The sequence below is a fragment of the Tessaracoccus bendigoensis DSM 12906 genome, from assembly GCF_900141915.1.
GTDB classification, from domain to species: domain Bacteria; phylum Actinomycetota; class Actinomycetes; order Propionibacteriales; family Propionibacteriaceae; genus Arachnia; species Arachnia bendigoensis.
This window is the reverse complement of record NZ_FQZG01000044.1, coordinates 1-17,933: the sequence shown is the minus strand read 5'-3', so window position 1 is coordinate 17,933 and position 17,933 is coordinate 1. Positions and strand designations below refer to the sequence as shown.

General features: G+C 65.6%; 11 protein-coding genes. 7 read left to right on the top strand and 4 right to left on the bottom strand.

The window, feature by feature from the left end; genetic code table 11:
* Positions 1 to 59: 59 nt before the first annotated feature.
* The 4 genes from fusA (at position 60) to BUC15_RS11920 (ending at position 7,702) form a co-directional block, all read left to right on the top strand.
* Positions 60 to 2,141: an elongation factor G gene (gene fusA / locus BUC15_RS11935; RefSeq protein WP_281249287.1), complete on the top strand. Its 2,082-nt coding sequence runs from the start codon at positions 60 to 62 to the stop codon at positions 2,139 to 2,141.
* A 285-nt stretch (positions 2,142 to 2,426) separates the two neighbouring features.
* Positions 2,427 to 3,626, top strand: a complete 1,200-nt coding sequence (gene tuf / locus BUC15_RS11930) for an elongation factor Tu (RefSeq protein WP_073188577.1) — start codon at positions 2,427 to 2,429, stop codon at positions 3,624 to 3,626.
* Positions 3,627 to 3,827: 201 nt separating this feature from the next.
* Complete coding sequence (locus tag BUC15_RS11925; protein ID WP_139280237.1) at positions 3,828 to 4,631, top strand: hypothetical protein; 804 nt, start codon at positions 3,828 to 3,830, stop codon at positions 4,629 to 4,631.
* A complete protein-coding gene (locus tag BUC15_RS11920) occupies positions 4,538 to 7,702 on the top strand; it encodes an alpha-L-fucosidase (protein ID WP_139280236.1) in 3,165 nt (1,054 codons plus the stop codon). The genes BUC15_RS11925 and BUC15_RS11920 overlap by 94 nt, the downstream gene beginning before the upstream one ends.
* Before the next feature lie 64 nt (positions 7,703 to 7,766).
* Here the strand turns inward: BUC15_RS11920 and BUC15_RS11915 are convergent, their stop codons facing one another.
* On the bottom strand, positions 7,767 to 9,446 hold the full coding sequence (locus BUC15_RS11915; protein WP_073188571.1) for a glutamine--tRNA ligase/YqeY domain fusion protein: 1,680 nt from the start codon (positions 9,444 to 9,446) through the stop codon (positions 7,767 to 7,769).
* 259 nt (positions 9,447 to 9,705) lie between these two features.
* Between BUC15_RS11915 and gltX the strand changes: the two genes are divergently transcribed.
* Positions 9,706 to 11,094, top strand: a complete 1,389-nt coding sequence (gene gltX, locus BUC15_RS11910; RefSeq protein WP_245787969.1) for a glutamate--tRNA ligase — start codon at positions 9,706 to 9,708, stop codon at positions 11,092 to 11,094.
* 23 nt (positions 11,095 to 11,117) lie between these two features.
* On the opposite strand, the gene BUC15_RS11905 is transcribed toward gltX, so the two are convergent.
* Positions 11,118 to 12,836: an NAD-dependent malic enzyme gene (locus tag BUC15_RS11905; RefSeq protein WP_073188566.1), complete on the bottom strand. Its 1,719-nt coding sequence runs from the start codon at positions 12,834 to 12,836 to the stop codon at positions 11,118 to 11,120.
* A 184-nt stretch (positions 12,837 to 13,020) separates the two neighbouring features.
* On the opposite strand from BUC15_RS11905, the gene BUC15_RS11900 reads away from it, so the two are divergent.
* Positions 13,021 to 14,046, top strand: coding sequence for a Dyp-type peroxidase (locus BUC15_RS11900; RefSeq protein ID WP_245787968.1), 1,026 nt, complete (start codon positions 13,021 to 13,023; stop codon positions 14,044 to 14,046).
* Entirely contained in the window at positions 14,046 to 14,840 is a 795-nt protein-coding gene (locus BUC15_RS11895) for a family 1 encapsulin nanocompartment shell protein (protein WP_073188562.1), read from the top strand. Before BUC15_RS11900 ends, BUC15_RS11895 begins: the two co-directional genes overlap by 1 nt.
* A gap of 9 nt (positions 14,841 to 14,849) precedes the next feature.
* On the opposite strand, the gene BUC15_RS11890 is transcribed toward BUC15_RS11895, so the two are convergent.
* Both BUC15_RS11890 and BUC15_RS11885 read right to left on the bottom strand, forming a co-directional pair.
* Positions 14,850 to 15,806 (bottom strand): glutathione S-transferase family protein, encoded by a 957-nt coding sequence (locus tag BUC15_RS11890; protein ID WP_073188560.1) that lies wholly within the window; start codon positions 15,804 to 15,806, stop codon positions 14,850 to 14,852.
* A 79-nt stretch (positions 15,807 to 15,885) separates the two neighbouring features.
* Complete coding sequence (locus BUC15_RS11885; RefSeq protein WP_073188558.1) at positions 15,886 to 17,637, bottom strand: DEAD/DEAH box helicase; 1,752 nt, start codon at positions 17,635 to 17,637, stop codon at positions 15,886 to 15,888.
* Positions 17,638 to 17,933: the final 296 nt, after the last annotated feature.

Below are 17,933 nucleotides of genomic sequence, written 5' to 3'. Positions count from 1 at the left end.
CGAAGGGTTGGGGGCGCTCACCGTTTCATGCTTGAGACTTTCGAAAAAGGAAACAGCTAGTGACCGACCTGAACAAGGTTCGCAACATCGGCATCATGGCCCACATCGATGCCGGTAAGACCACCACCACCGAACGCATCTTGTTCTACACGGGCAAGAGCTACAAGATCGGCGAAGTCCACGACGGCGCAGCCACCATGGACTGGATGGAGCAGGAGCAGGAGCGTGGCATCACGATCACGTCCGCTGCCACCACCTGCTTCTGGCACGATCACCTGATCAACATCATCGACACCCCCGGGCACGTCGACTTCACGGTCGAGGTGGAGCGCTCGCTCCGCGTTCTTGACGGCGCCGTCGCCGTCTTCGACGGTGTAGCCGGCGTTGAGCCGCAATCGATGACCGTATGGCGTCAGGCGACCAAGTACGGCGTTCCGCGCATCTGCTACGTCAACAAGCTCGACCGCACGGGTGCGTCCTTCGACCACGTCGTCAAGACCATCCGCGAGCGACTCAACACAGACCCCGTCCTGCTGCAGCTGCCGATCGGCGCTGAGGGCGGCTTCCTCGGTGTCGTCGACCTCGTCGAGATGCGGGCGCTGACCTGGCGCGGCGAGACCCAGATGGGTGAGGACTACGAGGTTGAGGAGATCCCCGAGGATCTCAAGGCAAAGGCCGAAGAGGCCCACGCCACCCTGATCGAGCGCATCGCCGATGTCGATGACGAAATCATGGAGATGTACCTCGAAGGTGAAGAGCCTTCTGTCGAGCAGATCAAGGCCGCGATCCGCAAGGGCGTCATCGGCAACATCTTCACTGCGGTGGTTTGCGGCACCTCGTTCAAGAACAAGGGCGTTCAGCCACTCCTCGACGCGGTCATCGCCTACCTGCCTTCCCCGCTCGACGTGCCCGCGATCGACGGCTTCAAGCCGAACGACGAGTCGGTCGTCCTGCACCGCAAGCCCTCCGACGAGGAGCCCCTGTCGATCCTGGCGTTCAAGGTCGCCGCTGATCCGCACCTGGGCAAGCTGACCTTCGTGCGCATCTACTCGGGTGTCCTGAGTGCCGGTTCGCAGGTGCTCAACTCGACGAAGGGCCGCAAGGAGCGCATCGGCAAGATCTACCAGATGCACGCCAACAAGCGCGAGGAGATCGACTCGATCGGTGCAGGCATGATCTGTGCGGTGATGGGCCTGAAGGACACCACCACCGGCGAGACCTTGTGCGATCCGAGCAGCCCGATCGTGCTCGAGTCGATGACCTTCCCGAACCCGGTCATCGAGCAGGCCATCGAGCCCAAGACCAAGTCCGACCAGGAGAAGCTGTCGCACGCGATCCAGCGCCTAGCGGAGGAGGACCCGACCTTCCGCGTCCATACCGACGAGGAGACCGGCCAGACGATCATCGCAGGCATGGGCGAGCTCCACCTCGACGTCCTCATCGACCGCATGCGTCGCGAGTTCAAGGTCGAGGCCAACATCGGCAAGCCGCAGGTCGCCTATCGTGAGACGCTGCGTCGCAAGGTCGAGAAGGTCGAGTACACGCACAAGAAGCAGACCGGTGGTTCCGGCCAGTTCGCGCGCGTCATCATCGATCTGGAGCCGACCGAGCCCGGTTCCGGCTACGAGTTCGTCAACGCCGTCACCGGTGGCCGCGTCCCCCGCGAGTACATCCCCGCGGTGGACCAGGGCATCCGTGAAGCCATGCAGTTCGGCGTCCTGGCCGGCTACCCGGTCGACAACATCAAGGCCACCCTTACTGACGGTGCTTACCACGACGTCGACTCCTCGGAGCTCGCGTTCAAGCTCGCCGGTGCACAGGCATTCAAGGAGGCCGCCCGCAAGGCCGACCCAGCCATCCTCGAGCCTGTGATGGCCGTCGAGGTGACCACCCCCGAGGACTACCTCGGCACGGTCATTGGCGACCTCAACTCGCGTCGCGGCCAGGTCCGGTCGATGGATGAGCAGCACGGCAACCGCGTCGTGAACGCGTTGGTGCCGCTGTCGGAGATGTTCGGCTACGTCGGCGACCTGCGTTCGAAGACCTCCGGCCAGGCGTCGTACTCCATGGAGTTCGACTCCTATGCGGAGACTCCTAAGAACATCGCGGAAGAGATCATCGCCAAGGCGAAGGGCGAGTGATCTAGCTAGCGATCACCGCTCACAGACGACAGGCCGGGAGGTTCACCTCCCGGCCTGTCGTTTCAGGTTGCGACTGGATCCTCCCCGGGGCGGCCGTCGACGATGGCCGATGACCGCGGTGGCGCCGGCGGCAATGCGCCGTGGCGTCTCATTTTGCGCGCATGATCCAGATCGCTAAGATTGGTCAGGTATGGCTCCAGGCGGTAAGCTCGGGGGCCGGACCCTCATTGAGGAAAGACCACACGTCGCACAATCCCGTGCGACGAGATGTAAGAAGGAGCCCTCGTGGCAAAGGCCAAGTTTGAGCGGACCAAGCCGCACGTAAACATCGGCACCATCGGACACGTCGACCACGGCAAGACCACTCTGACCGCGGCGATCACGAAGGTGCTTCATGACCGCTACCCGCAGTGGAATGCCGTCTCGGCGTTCGACCAGATCGACAAGGCGCCCGAAGAGCGTCAGCGCGGTATCACGATCTCGATCGCGCACGTCGAGTACCAGACCGAGAAGCGTCACTACGCGCACGTCGACTGCCCCGGGCACGCCGACTACGTGAAGAACATGATCACCGGTGCTGCCCAGATGGACGGCGCGATCCTCGTCGTGGCCGCCACCGACGGCCCCATGGCTCAGACCCACGAGCACATCCTCCTGGCCCGCCAGGTCGGCGTGCCTGCGATCGTCGTCGCGCTCAACAAGTGCGACATGATCGACGACGAAGACGCCGACCTGATCGACCTGGTCGAGATGGAACTGCGCGAAATCCTGGACGCACAGGAGTTCGACGGCGAGAACCTGCCCATCATCCGGGTCGCAGCCTTCCCCGCCCTCCAGGGCGACGAGAAGTGGGCCGATTCGATCATGGAGCTCATGAACGCTGTCGACGAGTACATCCCGCAGCCTGAGCGCGACACTGACAAGCCCTTCCTGATGCCCGTTGAGGACGTCTTCACGATCACCGGTCGTGGCACCGTCATCACCGGCCGCATCGAGCGCGGCATCGTCAAGACCGGCGAGACCGTCGATATCATCGGCATCCGTGACGAGAAGCAGACCTCGACCGTCACCGGTGTCGAGATGTTCCGCAAGATCCTCGACGAGGGTCGCGCGGGCGAGAACGTCGGCCTGCTGCTCCGCGGCACGAAGAAGGAAGACGTCGAGCGTGGCATGGTCGTCATCAAGCCCGGCTCGACCACGCCGCACACCGACTTCGAGGCCAGCGTCTACGTGCTGACCAAGGAGGAGGGTGGCCGTCACAAGCCGTTCTTCTCGAACTACTCGCCTCAGTTCTACTTCCGCACGACGGACGTGACCGGCGTCGTCCAGCTCCCGGCTGGCACCGAGATGGTCATGCCTGGCGACAACACCCAGATGACCGTTCACCTGAACAAGCCCGTCGCGATGGAGGACAACCTCAAGTTCGCCATCCGTGAGGGCGGCCGCACCGTCGGTGCAGGTAACGTCACCAAGGTCATCAAGTGACCTCCTGACTCCCAGAGTCGTCAAAGGGCCGCGCGGGAAACCGCGCGGCCCTTTTTGGATGCGTCGGGATGTCCGCTCAGGGCCGGTGTTCGTTCGGCCGATCTTGGATGTCGGGAAGGAGATCGGTGGTTTAGATTGAATGAGAATTTCGATCAAAGCTGATTCGACTGGAGTCCCATGCGACCACCCCATACCCCCCGATTGAATTTGCGTACCGCGCTGGTGGGCCTGCTGGCTTCGGCACTCGCCGCAGGGGGCGCCGCCGGAGAGCCTGCGCAGGCCAGCCCCACGGACGCCCTCGACGTCTCGTTCGGAGGGTCGCTGGTTGGCACGACGCAGTACACAACCCAAGGCGATGAAGCCCAGCGGGGCACCCTGCACCGCGTCAGCGGTACCGAGCAGCAGGTTCCCACAGGAGTATCGCTTACGGGTGGTACGCAGGGTCTCCGGTTCGACGCCTCAAGCCTCGACCTGGAATCCGGCAACCAGAGCTTCGTGATGGAGACGAGGTATACCGCGACGGCCACGCCGGAGATGGCGACCTACCTGTCCGCCGGCGGCAACGTCTTCGTGCGGGCCCAGAACGGGAGGCTGCGCTACGGCTACTCCAGCAACGCCACCGGAGTGTGGGTCGACACGTTCAAGGAGGCGACTCTGCCGGAGTTGAACGTCGAGCATGCGCTGTCCCTCCACTACCGCTGGGCGGAGTCCGGCGTGATGATGGACGTTAGCCTCGACGGTGAGGCGCTCCCGCCGGTCACCGGAGCCAGCCCGGCCACGGTGTCGACCGGCCTGGGGAAGCGTTCGGGTTCGGCAATGAGGTCAACCCCGACGGAGGTTCCCGTGGTGTCGTCGCCACTATCCACCAGGTCCGGGTCAACGGCACCGACGGGGTCGGCGAGGACTTCGAGTTGCAGCCGACCCCGGTCACCACGGATCAGCTCTACCTTGGATTCGACGGCGCCTCCACTGACGGCGGCTACTCCAAGGCCGCCTCGGAGGTAGTGGAGGGGGAGGTCGTACTGCTTGGCGCCCCGGCACTCGGCGACTCTGCGCTCACCTTCTCAGCGGCGAATCAGGCACTCATCTTCACCCCGTCCAGGAACGCCATGCCGAACGCGGACATCGACACCGGTTTCGTGGCTGAGGCAGAGTTCACACCGACCGGTAGCCAGCGCGAGTTGGCCACCCTGATCGGCATCGGTGGCAACTTCTTCGTTCGGTTCAGCAACGGCTCGCTGCAGTACGGCTACTCCGGCAATGCTGGTGGTACCTGGCGTGACTTCGTCTCCGGGGGCGGTGCGTTGCAGGTCGGGGTGAGCCACATCGTTTCGGTGGCCTATGTGCCCGATGGCTCCGGGGGAGCGGTGGTCACCGTCTGGCTTGACGGCGTCGAGCAGGCGAAGGTCGCCGGCGACCTCCTCAGCCGCCAGGACCGACCCGGTTCGGTGGTGTTCGGCAACGAGGCCAACGCCGGTGCCCAGAACCGCGCCTTCAATGGATCGATCGACCGCGTGCGCTTCGGGTTGCTTGACGGTGGGTTCGTCGATGGGGCATTCACCTTCCAGACCCTGAAGTCCCCGGTCGAGTGCCAGGACGGCATGATCGAGCCCGGCAACTATGTGCCGGTGTCGGCCAGCGACTGCGATGCCGACATCATCGCCAAGGCCAGCGCCGTGCGCCCCACCGAGGCGCAGCAGACCTGGCAGGAGTTGCAGCTGACCGGCTTCATGCACTTCGGCATCAACACCTTCTACGACCAGGAGTGGGGCCACGGAACCGAGGACCCGGCGCGGTTCGACCCAACCGGAGAGGTCGACGTCGACGCGTGGGTCAAGACCTTGCGCGACCAGGGCTTCAAGATGGGCATCCTCACCCTGAAACACCACGACGGCTTCCAACTCTGGCCTTCCCGCTACTCGAGCTTCAACGTCGCCTCAACACCCTGGCTGAACGGCGAGGGTGACATCATGAAGGAGTTCGCCGCGGCGGCGAAGAAGTATGGGCTCAAGGTCGGCGTCTACCTGTCCCCGGCCGACTCCTGGGCCGAAGAGGAGGGCATTTTCGCCAACGGGTCACCCAAGTCGACCCGCACCATCCCGACGCTCGTCCAGGCGGACGACCGCATCGGCCGCGACCTGCCGACCTTCCAGTACGAGGCCACGGACTACGGCCAGTACTTCCTGAACCAGCTCTATGAGGTGCTGACCGAGTACGGGACCATCGACGAGGTGTGGTTCGACGGCGCCTCCGGTAACACGAACGGTTCGGAGCAGTTCGACTACGTTGCCTACTACGACCTGATCAAGAACCTCCAGCCCGATTCGCTGATCGCCGTTGGCGGCAACGACATCCGCTGGGTCGGCAACGAGGGCGGTTACGCCCGTGACGAAGAGTGGGCAGTCGTCTCGGTTGAGAAACCGACCGACGGCGGCAAGATCGAGGCCGTCAACGAGCACTATTTCAACACTCGCTACGACGACCAGTGGCTGGTCTCCGCGGTGCGCGGAGGCCGGACCACAGACCTGCACTGGTGGCCGTCAGAGGCCGACATGAAGCTGACCGACGGCTGGTTCGCTCACCCGGGTGACTCGCCCAAGCCTGGCAGCACGCTCCTGAACAGCCACTGGGACAAGACGGTCGGTCAGAACGCCGTCATGCTGTTGAATGTGCCTCCGACGACGTCGGGCAGCTTCGCCCCGGCATCGGTGGCCGCGTTGCAGGACTTTGCCAGCCAGCGCCGTCAGCACTACGGCAAGGATGTCGCACTGGGCGTGCCAGCCGAAATTGGCGGCTCGGTGACCGGGGCGGTGACGGACGGCAACTCCCGCAGCTCGTGGACCTCGGCTGACGGGGCCGACCAGACCCCCATCGTGGTCGACCTCGGCAGCCCGCAGGCGGTCAGCAGGATCAGCATCAGCGAGGACACCCTCGCCCATGGCCAGCAGATCCGTGGCTTCAAGGTCGAGTACCTCAGCGGGGCCGAATGGGTCCAGGCGGCGTCAGCGTCCACAGTCGGTGTCAACCGGATACTGCGGTTGGCCTCGCCGGTCAGCGCACAGCAGTGGCGGCTGACGGTCACCTCCGCCCGAGGGGCCTACGGCATCGCCAACTGGGCGCTGTATCAGCAGCAGAGTGACCCGGGCAAACCAGGGGAGATCTGGATCGATTGTGAGGCAGCGACCGCCGGCACGGGGACCGAGGAGGCACCGCTCAACTCCGTAGAGCAGTTCCGCCAGCTGGATTTGGCTCCCGGCGCGGACATTCACTTCAAGTCCGGAACGACCTGCGGTGGCTCGTCGGCCGAAGTGTGGGTCTATGGGACGGATGCTGACAAGGCCGTCATCGACACCTACGGCGGTAGCGAGCAGCCCACCATCGGTGGGGTCGCAGCCAAGTCCTGGTTCCAGGGCAAGGGCGGCGACGGCTTGGTGCTGTTCCCCGAGTCGCCGACGCCTACGCCGACGCCGACGCCGACGCCGACGCCTACGCCGACGCCGACGCCGACGCCGACGCCGACGCCGACGCCGACGCCGACTCTGACGCCTACGCCTACGCCGTCGCCTACGCCGACTCTGACGCCAACGCCGTCGCCTACGCCGACGCCGACTCCGGGCGGTGGTGGAGGCACACCTTCGGCAGGGCCCGGCTGGTTGCCGAGCGCCCCGTACACGCTGCCCGGCCACCACTTCCTCAACGGACGGCAGTGGAACACGACCTGCGAGGACTACTCACAGACCATTCGTTGCCGCACCGAGATCTGGGCGAGCGTCGTGGTCAGGCAGGGCGGCGCGTACCAGATGCGGCACGGTTGGGCCTTCAACAACCTGACCTACCTGCCGTACATGAGCCGTACACAATGGAAGGAGAACCCCCTGGGCGTGCAGGGTGCCTGGATCGCGGCAGACGGGCGCCGCTGGAGCACGGAGTGCGATACTGCGGCGACCGGGCGCGGTGCGTGCAGGAGCTATGCGTGGACCACGGTCGTCTCGGCGAAGCCGAAGGCCGGAGGTGGGTACACCTTCAACCAGAGCGAGGGGTGGGTTTTCAACAACCTCGTGCTGTTCCGCCGCTGACCATCTGTGACCTGCTGCCCCTGATCCGGCTTGCGGGCCAGGGGCAGCGCCGCGTCGGGAAGGTTCAGCCTCGCTTCTGGATCGAGGCCCATTCATCGCGCAGACCGACAGTACGGTGGAACAGCATCGGGGAGTCCAGGTCGGCAGCGAAGTAGCCGAGGCGCTCGAACTGGACGACCTCACCCGGCGCGGCGTCACCAAGCGCACGCTCAACCTTCGCGTCGCTCAGGAGCTCACGCGAGGCGGGGTTCAGGTCGTCAAGTGCCTCGCCGGTGCGTTCCCCGGGGGCCTCCGCGGTGAACAACCGCTCGTACAGTGCGACGGTGGCGTCCTCGGAGTGCGCGGCGGAGACCCAGTGCATGGTCGACTTCACCCGGCGGCCATCAGGCGCGTTGCCACCCTTCGTCGCCGGATCATAGGTGGCAAGCACCTCGATGATGTTGCCATGCTCGTCCTTGACCGCCTCCGTAGCGGTCACGAAGTAGGCGCCCCGGAGGCGTACCTCGCGGCCGGGGGACAGCCGGAAGTACTTCGGCGGGGGCACCTCCCTGAAGTCGTCTGCCTCGATCCACAACTCGCCCGAGAAGGCCACCTTGCGGGTGCCATCCTTGGCGCGTTCGGGGTTGTTCGTCAGCTCGAAGTGTTCAACCACCGGCTCCCCGTTCTCGTCAGTCGGCCAGTTGGTCAGGCGTAGCTTCAGAGGGTGGAGCACCGCCATCCGACGCTGGGCGGTGGCGTTCAGCTCGCGCCGAACATAGCTCTCCAGGTACTCGACCGACTGGCGCGAGTTGGTCCTGGTAGTGCCGACCTCGCGGCAGAAGGACCGGATCGCGGCAGCAGGGTAGCCTCGGCGCTTGAGACCTCGGAGGGTCGGCATCCGGGCGTCGTCCCAGCCCTCCATAACGCCGTCGGCGACCAGTTTGGCGAGCCTTCGCTTCGAGGTGACGGTGTAGGTCAGCTCAAGGCGCGCGAACTCGTACTGGCGAGGGGCGTCCTTCACGTCGAGCTTGTCCAGGAACCAGTCGTAGAGCGGCCGGTGGGATTCGAACTCAAGCGTGCAGATCGAGTGTGTGGTGCCTTCGATGGCGTCGGACTGGCCATGTGCCCAGTCGTAGGTCGGGTAGATCGGCCACCGGTCGCCCGTACGGTGATGGTGAGCGTGCCGGATGCGGTACATGATGGGGTCGCGCAGCTGCATGTTCTCGTGCGCCATGTCGATCTTGGCCCGTAGGACACGCGAGCCTTCTGCGAACTCGCCTGCCCTCATGCGGCGGAACAGGTCGAGGTTCTCAGCAGCCGCGCGGTCGCGGAACGGTGAGTTCACGCCCGGCTTACCGAAGCCGCCACGGCCCGCGGAGATCGCCTCGCCGTCCTGGTCGTCCACGTAGGCCAACCCGGCGTCGATCAGTTGCTCTGCCCAGGTGTAGAGCTGCTCGAAGTAGTCGGAGGCGTAGCGTTCCTCATCCGGCTCGTAGCCGAGCCAGCGGATGTCCTCAAGAATGGAATCGACGAAGTCGGTGTCCTCCGTCTCGGGGTTGGTGTCGTCCAGCCTCAGGACGCACCTGCCACCGAAGTCGCTGGCCACCCCGAAATCAACCACGATCGCCTTCGCGTGCCCGATGTGCAGGTAGCCGTTGGGTTCTGGTGGGAACCTCGTCTGGACCCGGCCGCCGCGAGTGCCCTGAGCTACGTCGGCATTGACCGCGTCGTAGATGAAGTTGGTGGGCGAGCCGGGTTCTGTCATGGCGTCATGTTAGCGGCTTGGGCCGCGACCCATCCTACCGGGAGGACGGGCACGACCAGTGTGGATGGAAGGCCCGACGCTCGGAGGAGTGCCTGCTGCCTGAAGCGCAGGCTGTTGCTACCGTCCACGCTCCCAATTCGGCCTGAACCTGGAGGGGGTGGCGTCCGTATAGAGTTGGGGCACTATGACAACTGAGGTTCCAGCCCGCACCCGAGTCGCCCCTTCGCCCACCGGCGACCCCCACGTCGGTACCGCATTCATGGCGCTGTTCGACCTTGCCTGGGCGCGAAAGACCGGCGGGCAGTTCGTGCTCCGCATCGAGGACACCGACCGGAACCGCCTCGTCGCCGGCTCCGAACAGCAGGTCTACGACTCACTTGAATGGCTCGGGCTCGGCCCGGACGAGAGCCCACGCAAAGGTGGGCCTTACGCGCCGTACAAGCAGTCAGAACGCCTCGACACCTACCTGCCGTTCGTGGAGCAGCTGATCAGGGACGGCCACGCCTACCACTGCTGGTGCTCGTCGGAGCGACTCGCGGAACTTCGCAAGGAGCAGGAGCGCCTGAAGCTCTCGACCACGGGCTACGACCGGCTGTGTCACGGCAAGAGCCGTGAGGAGCGGGCGCTGCTGCCGGGTTTCAGTGAAACCCCCGTCGTTCGGATGCTGATCCCCGATGACGCCCCGCTCGAGTTCGACGACATCATCCGCGGCACCGTCAAGGCACCCCGCCCCGACGATCAGGTCATCCTCAAGGCGGACGGATTCCCGACCTATCACCTTGCAGTGGTCGTCGACGACCACCTGATGGCCATCAACACCGTCGTGCGTGGCGAGGAATGGATCTCGTCGACCCCGAAGCACGTCCTCTTGTACCGCTGGCTCGGATGGGAGCCGCCGGCGTTCGCACACATGCCGCTGCTCCGCAACACCGACAAGTCGAAGATTTCCAAGCGCAAGAACCCGGCGGCACGACTCATGTGGTTCAAAGAGGAGGGCTATCTGCCGGAGGCGGTGCGCAACTTCCTCCAACTGCTCGGCTACGCGGGAGACGAGGAGCATGAGGTTTCCACCTTCGAGGAGTTCGTGGAGCGTTTCTCGTGGGCCAAGGTCAACACCGTCGGGCCGATCTTCGACCTGAAGAAGCTTGACTGGCTCAACGGCCACTACATCCGCTCGCTCAGCGCAGACGAGCTGACCGCCCGGATCGCGGCCTTCGCAACCGACATCGGTCAGTGGGTCAACCCGACCGACTTCGCGCTCGACACCCTCCGCAAGGCGGTCCCGATCATCCAGGAACGCCTGGTCACCCTCAAGGACGCACTGCCGCAACTGGACTACCTGCTGGAAGCCGACGCGAACCTTGTAGTCGATCCGGCGTTGGTTGAGGCGCTTGCCGAGAACGCCGCTGAGGTGCTCGACGCGGCGATTGACGTCGTCGGCTCGGTCGACTTCGACGCCGCCTCCATTCAGCAGGGTCTGAAGAGCGGCATCGTTGATGCGCTCGGCATCAAGCCCAAGTTCGCCTTCGCGCCGATCCGGCTGGCGATCTCCGGTCGCAAGGTGTCGCCGCCGTTGTTTGAGTCGATGGAGATCCTCGGCCGCGAATCGTCACTGAGCAGGCTCAGGTCGTTGCGCGCCCAGGTGTAGCGCTCGGCGGGCCCGCAACAGGGTCACTCCTCGATGATCAACTCCGGGTACTGGGGTTGCCACATCGCATCGAATACCTGCTCGACGGGGTGCGTCAACGGGCGTTCCGCCACACCGTCGTCCTCGGCGGCGGCCGCGACGGCAAGCGCGACCGTTGAGGAGACCCTCCGCAGGTCCTGGACGCTCGGCAGCAGCGAGTCGCCACGGCGTTGAACCACTGACAGGGATGCGACCGCTTCGGCGGAAGCGGCGATCATCGAATCGGTTACCCGGTTCGCACGGCAGACGGCGACGCCGAGGCCGAGCCCCGGGAAGACCAGCGCGTTGTTGGCCTGCGCGATGGTGAAGGCCGTTCTCTCGTAGGCGACAGGGGGGAAGGGCGAGCCTGTCGCGATCAGAGCCCTGCCATCGGTCCACTTGATCAGATCCTCGGGGACCGCTTCAGCGAGCGAAGTGGGGTTGGACAGAGGGAAGATCAGCGGCCGGTCGACGTGTGCGGCCATGTCGCGCACGATCGGCTCGGTGAAGGAGCCCGGCTGCCCGGAGGTGCCGATCAGGACGCTCGGGTGCACGTTGGCGACGATGTCAGCCAGCAGGTGGTGGCCCGGATGCTCCAGCTCCCAACCGGTCAGCTCGCCGATGCCTCGGGCGTAGGGGCGCTGGAAGTCACGGAACTTCATCGTGGCGTCGTCCGTGACCAGTCCCCGGCTGCTGGTGACCCAGAAGCGGGAGCGCGCCTCATCGGCCGTCAGGCCCTCTTTCACCATCAGGTCCACCAACAGGTCGGCGATGCCGATGCCGGCGGTGCCGCCCCCGTGGATGACGAAACGCTGGTCCCTCAACCTCTGGCGCCGACTCTTGACCCCTGCGAGGACTGCGCTGGCGACTACGGCCGCGGTGCCCTGGATGTCGTCGTTGAAGGTGCAGATGTCACCCCGGTAGGTATGCAGCAGCCGGTGGGCGTTGTTGGCTCCGAAATCCTCCCAGTGCAGCATGGCGTGGGGGAACTTGGCGTGGACCACCGAGACGAAGCGGTCGACGAACTCGTCGTAGCGGGCGCCACGGATGCGCGCGTGCCGCTCCCCGAGGTACAACTCGTCGTTGAGGAGCCGCAGATTGTCGGTGCCAACGTCGAGCACGATCGCCAGAATTCGGTCGGGGTCGATCCCGGCGGCGGCAGTGTAGAGCGACTTCTTGCCCATGCAGATCTGGACACCGCCGACCCCCTGGTCGCCGATCCCGAGGATTCCCTCGGAATCGGTGACGATCAGCAGATCGACGTCTTCCGGACCCGCTCCGCTGTTCTCGAGCGCCTGCTCAATCTCGTCCGGCCGGTCGATGGAGACGAAGATGCCGCCGAAAGCCTGATACCACAGGCTGAACTGCTTGATGGCCTCGCCGATGGTAGGGGTGTAGACGATCGGCATCATCTCGGGCAGGTGGTCACTCAGCAGCCGGTAGAACAGGACGGTGTTGCGCTCACGAAGCGCCTGTAGATACGCGAACCGCTCCAGCGCGGTCTCCGCCTTGTTGAACCGCTCGTACGCGCGTCGGAGTTGCAGTTCTATCGGGGTGACGTTGGTCGGGAGGAGGCCCACCAGCCCAAGAGCCCTTCGTTCCTCCCAGGTGAAGGCGGTGCCCCGGTTGATCCGGGGGTTTCCGAGCACGTGGCGTCCGCGTGCCTTGATCAGCACACGCGTTCCATGGCCGCCTGGGAGAACCTCATATTGGCTGTTGGGCATGGCCTCAGACTACCGGTGACCAGCACCTCGGCATGCCCAACGGGCCGACCTCGTTGCCGCGCCCGTGGTGCAGACGGTCGCCGGTGGAATCGGCCGCCGCCAGCGAAACCGCGCGGGTGTCGCAGAAAGCGCATGTGGCGGAGTCCGAAGGCGATCCTCATGCGTACGGGGCTATGGTGGAACCGTGGTTACAGCACATCCTGACAACTGGCGGATCACCCCGTCGGCGATGTTCCTTGTCGCGAATATCGACCGGGGTGGTGAGTCGACGGTGTACGGCACGCTGGCCAGCCTGGCAGGGCTGACCAAGAGCGTCGGATTCCGGTATCCCGAGCGCAACCTGACCCTCTTCACCGGAATCGGATCCCTGGCGTGGGACCGGCTCTTCGCGGGTCCGAGGCCGGCCAGGCTGCACCCCTTCAGAAGCCTGGAAGGGCAGCGGCACACGGCGCCGTCGACTCCCGGAGACCTCCTTTTCCACATCCGCGCCGACACCCCCGACCTCTGCTTCGAACTGGCGACCCGCATCCTCGATGCGCTCGATGGAGCCGTCACCGTGGTCGACTCGGTGCAGGGGTTCCGCTATTTCGAGACCCGTGACCTGCTCGGATTCGTCGACGGCACCGAGAACCCGACTGGTGAGGCCGCCGAAGCGGCGACCACCGTCGGCGCTGAGGATTCCCGCTTTGCGGGCGGCAGCTACGTCCACATCCAGAAATACCTCCACGACATGCCTGGCTGGAAGGCCCTCTCCGTCGACGAGCAGGAACGGGTGATCGGACGGAAGAAGTTCGACGACATCGAACTGGCAGACGAGGACAAGCCGACCAACGCACACGTCGTGCTCAACTCGGTGGAGGATGACGACGGCAACGAACTGGACATCGTCCGGCTCAACATGCCGTTCGGTGACGTCGGGCGCGGCGAGTTCGGCACCTATTTCATCGCATATTCCCGAGACCCGGCCGTCACCGAGCAGATGCTGGAGAACATGTTCATCGGGGACCCACCCGGCAACTCGGACGCGATCCTCGAGTTCTCGACGGCCATCACCGGCGGGCTCTTCTACGTGCCACCCGCCGCGTTCCTCGACGACCCGCTCCCACTCTCACATCTCACACCCGCCCCGACCTCGCCTGTCGGCACCGCCCCGGCCGCGCCGTCGTCGTCGGGTTCCCTGAACATCGGAAGCCTGAAAGGACAGAACTGATGAACAACCTCTACCGCGAACTCGCACCCGTCACCACCGCCGCGTGGGAACAGATCGAGGAGGAGGCGTCGCGCACCTTCAGCCGCCACATCGCGGGCAGGCGGGTGGTCGACGTCAACGGGCCGCTCGGTCCTGAGGCCGCCGCCGCCAACACGGGGCACCTGAGCCCGGCCGCCCCTCCCGCCGACGGCATCGAGTCGAGCCTTCGCGTCACGCAGCCGATGGTGCGCCTGAGGGTGCCGTTCGTCGTCAACCGTGAGGACATCGACAACTGCGAACGGGGCGGCCAGGATTCAGACTGGGACCCGGTGAAGGAGGCGGCCAGGAAGCTGGCGTTCGCCGAGGACCGCGCGATCTTCGAAGGCTACGAGGGTGCTGGGATCTCCGGGATCCGTGCCGGGGCTTCCAACGCGCCGCTCAGCCTTCCCGCTGACGCCATCGACATCCCCGACGTGATCGCGCACGCCGTCACCGAACTCAGGCTGGCCGGGGTCCAAGGCCCCTACAGCGTCCTGCTCTCGGCCGACGTGTACACTCTGGTGGCCGAAACCTCAGACCACGGGTATCCGATCCTTGAACACATCCAGCGCCTCGTCGACGGGAGCATCATCTGGGCCCCTGCGATCGACGGCGCGTTCGTGCTCACCACCCGGGGTGGCGACTACGACCTGCAACTCGGCTCCGAAGTCGAGATCGGCTACCTGACCCACGACCTGGAGACGGTCACGTTGTACCTGCAGGAGACCTTCACCTTCATCGACTACACCGCGGAGGCGGCCGTCGCGCTCAACTGAGTGACGGGCTCAACCCCGCCCTGACGGCGTCGTCCAGCCGCTCAGGTCGGGGCCCTTCGGCACGATCCCGAGCGGGTTCAGGTCGAGATGCACCTTGTAGTAGTGGTCCTTGATCTGGTCGAAGCGGACGTTGTCGCCGAAACCGGGGAGCTGGTACAGGTCGCGGGCGTATCCCCAGAGGTTGACCATCTCGGTGAGCTTGTTGCGGTTGCATTTGAAGTGACCGTGGTAGACGGGGTCGAAGCGCACCAGGGTCGTGAACAGGCGGATGTCGGCCTCGGTGATGGCATCTCCCATCAGGAACCGGCTGCCCCCGAGCCGCTCCTCGAGCCAGTCGAGCGCGGTGAACAGCCGGTCGTACGCCGCGTCATAGGCCTCCTGCGACCCGGCGAAACCACAGCGGTACACGCCGTTGTTGACCTCGGTGTAGACGCGGCGCATCACTTCCTCCATCTCATCGCGCCGGTCCGTCGGCCAAAGATCGGGTGCATCGGCGCGGTGGTACTGCTTCCACTGGAAGAAGAGGTCCTCGGTGATCTGCGCGAAGTCGTTGGTGACCACCTCGCCGGTCGTCTCGTCGACGATCGCGGGCACGGTTATGCCGCGCGAATAGTCGGGGAAGCGCTTGAGGTAGGCGTCCTTCAGCCGCGGGATCCCGAGAACTGGATCGACCCCACCAGGGTCCAGGTCGAAGGTCCAGGAGTCGGCGTCGTGGGTCGGGCCGGGGTTGCCCATCGAGATCACGTCACCCAGGCCGAGCAGGTCACGCACGATTATCGAACGGTTCGCCCACGGGCAGGCATAGGCCGCGATCAGCCGGTAGCGACCCGGCTCGACCGGGAAGTCGTTGGTGCCGGGCTCTGGGTCGACGACGATCCGGGTCGTGATGTAGTTGGAGTCGCGCTCAAACGCCTTGCCTTTGGTCGAGTACACGCCGCCCTTGTCATGTTCCGAATGCTCGCTCATGTGGCAACGCTACCCCCACCTTCACAACCTGGACGTGGGTCGCACGGTCGTCCTATTGCGGATCGTCTCCGCGTCGTGCTCAGCCGCGGAGCCAAGCTCGGATGGCGCGGACGCGCTCGTCGACCTCATTCTGCGTGGCCTTCGCCAGCGGAGGGCCGCCGCATTCGCGGCGCAGGTCGGCGTGGACGTGGCTGTGCGGGACGCCCTTGATGCGGGCGTACTGCGCCACCAGGGAGTTGAGTTCCTTGCGTTTCGAGGCCATTGCCCGGTGGAGTGCGACCTCGGGCTCGACCTTACGGTCGTCCTTCTCCCGCCGCCTCAACTGGCGGCGCTGCCGCTCGGCCAGCAGAACCGAAACCTGGCTGGGCTCCAGCAGGCCAGGGAGGCCGAGGTAGTCGGCCTCGTCCTGCGAGGAGGGCTCGGCGTGCATGCCGAAGGCCTGTGAGTCGAACAGCACATGGTCGAACGTGGCCTGCGACTCCAGGGCCTCGAACTCGCCCAGCAGATCCTCGGAAGCAGATTCCGAGCGGTTTGCCTGTTCCATCAAGGCCTCGGTCTCGGCCCAGATGTCGGTTTCGTCGCTCTTCGGCCGCCCCAGCACGTGGTCGCGCTGCTTCTCGATGGTCGAGGCGTGCGCCAGCAGAACCGGTACGGTCGGCAGGAACACCGTCGCGACCTCTCCGCGGCGACGGCTGCGAACGAAGCGGCCGACGGCCTGGGCGAAGAACAGTGGGGTCGAGGTTGCCGTGGCATAGACCCCGACCGCCAGCCGCGGTACGTCTACACCCTCGGAGACCATCCGCACTGCGACCATCCACCGCTCGTCGGAGGCGGAGAACTCGTCGATCCTGGCGCTGGCCTTCGAATCGTCGGAGAGGACGACACACGGCCGCTTTCCTGTCAGATCGGTCAACAGCTTCGCGTAGGCACGGGCGGTGGTCTGGTTCGTGGCGATCACCAGGCCGCCGGCATCGGGGATGTGGCGGCGGACCTCCATCAGCCTGCGGTCGGCTGCGCGCAACACGGCCGAGACCCATTCGCCCTGCGGCGCTAGCGCCGTGCGCCAAGCCGCAGCGGTCAGGTCCTTGGTCATGGGGACGCCGAGGTCGGCGGCCAACTCGTCGCCCGACTTGGTGCGCCACCGCATCGGTCCTCCGTAGTTCATGAACAAGACGGGACGCACGACGTGGTCGGCCAACGCCTCGGCGTAGCCGTAGGTGTAGTCGGCGCGCGACTGCTTGACGCCGGGGGCGAGTTCGTCATAGGCGACGAACGGTATGGGGTTGTCGTCCGAGCGAAACGGTGTGCCGGTCAGTGCGAGCCGACGTTTCGCGTTGCTGAACGCGTAGGTGACCGACTCGCCCCAACTCTTGGAGTCTCCTGCGTGGTGGATCTCGTCGAAGATCACCAGCACGTCCTTCGACACGCACAGCGCCTCGTAGACGTAGGACCGGGCGGCGACGCCCGCGTAGGTCACAGCGGAGCCGTCGTATTCGCGGGAGCGACCCTTGCGTGAGGAGCCCCCGGTGCCGGGGTCCAGTTGGATGCCGACCCGGGCGGCGGCGTCGGCCCACTGCACCTTCAGGTGTTCGGTGGGGGTCACCACGACGATGCGCCGGATCTCGCGGGACTGCAGCAGGGCCAGGGCCACCCGCAGGGCGAAGGTCGTCTTGCCTGCCCCCGGGGTGGCGACGCACAGGAAGTCGCGGGGCTGGTCGCGCGCGTACTGATCCAGCGCGTCCTGCTGCCAGGCACGCAGGGACGACGCCGTGCCCCAAGCGGCGCGTTGGGGGAAGGCGGGGGAGAGATTTTCCAGTGCGGAGGAGGACATACGGTCGGCCACTCTACCCGCGCTTTGCCCCGCCGGGCGACGACGTGACGACACGGTCACTGGCGGCACCGGTTGGTTGAGCCGGTCCCGCCGCGCGGAGCGCCGAGGACCGTGACGGTTGAGCCGGTCCCGCCGCGCGGAGCGCCGGGGACCGTGACGAAACCAGTGTGACGTTTCTGCGGAGTCTCTCAAAGATGCTGTGGTCAAGACCCTGCACCGTGCGCCAGAAGGTTTCGTCACGCGCAGGCGTCGCTGCGCTCCTTCGGCGCGGCTCAACCAGCAGCCGGTTGAGCCGG

Coding starts and splice junctions, on each gene's coding strand:
- gltX (WP_245787969.1), top strand. CDS start 9,706: ATGGCGCTGTTCGACCTTGCCTGGGCGCGAAAGACCGGCGGGCAGTTC.
- BUC15_RS11885 (WP_073188558.1), bottom strand. CDS start 17,637: ATGTCCTCCTCCGCACTGGAAAATCTCTCCCCCGCCTTCCCCCAACGC.
- BUC15_RS11895 (WP_073188562.1), top strand. CDS start 14,046: ATGAACAACCTCTACCGCGAACTCGCACCCGTCACCACCGCCGCGTGG.
- BUC15_RS11905 (WP_073188566.1), bottom strand. CDS start 12,836: ATGCCCAACAGCCAATATGAGGTTCTCCCAGGCGGCCATGGAACGCGT.
- BUC15_RS11915 (WP_073188571.1), bottom strand. CDS start 9,446: ATGACAGAACCCGGCTCGCCCACCAACTTCATCTACGACGCGGTCAAT.
- BUC15_RS11890 (WP_073188560.1), bottom strand. CDS start 15,806: ATGAGCGAGCATTCGGAACATGACAAGGGCGGCGTGTACTCGACCAAA.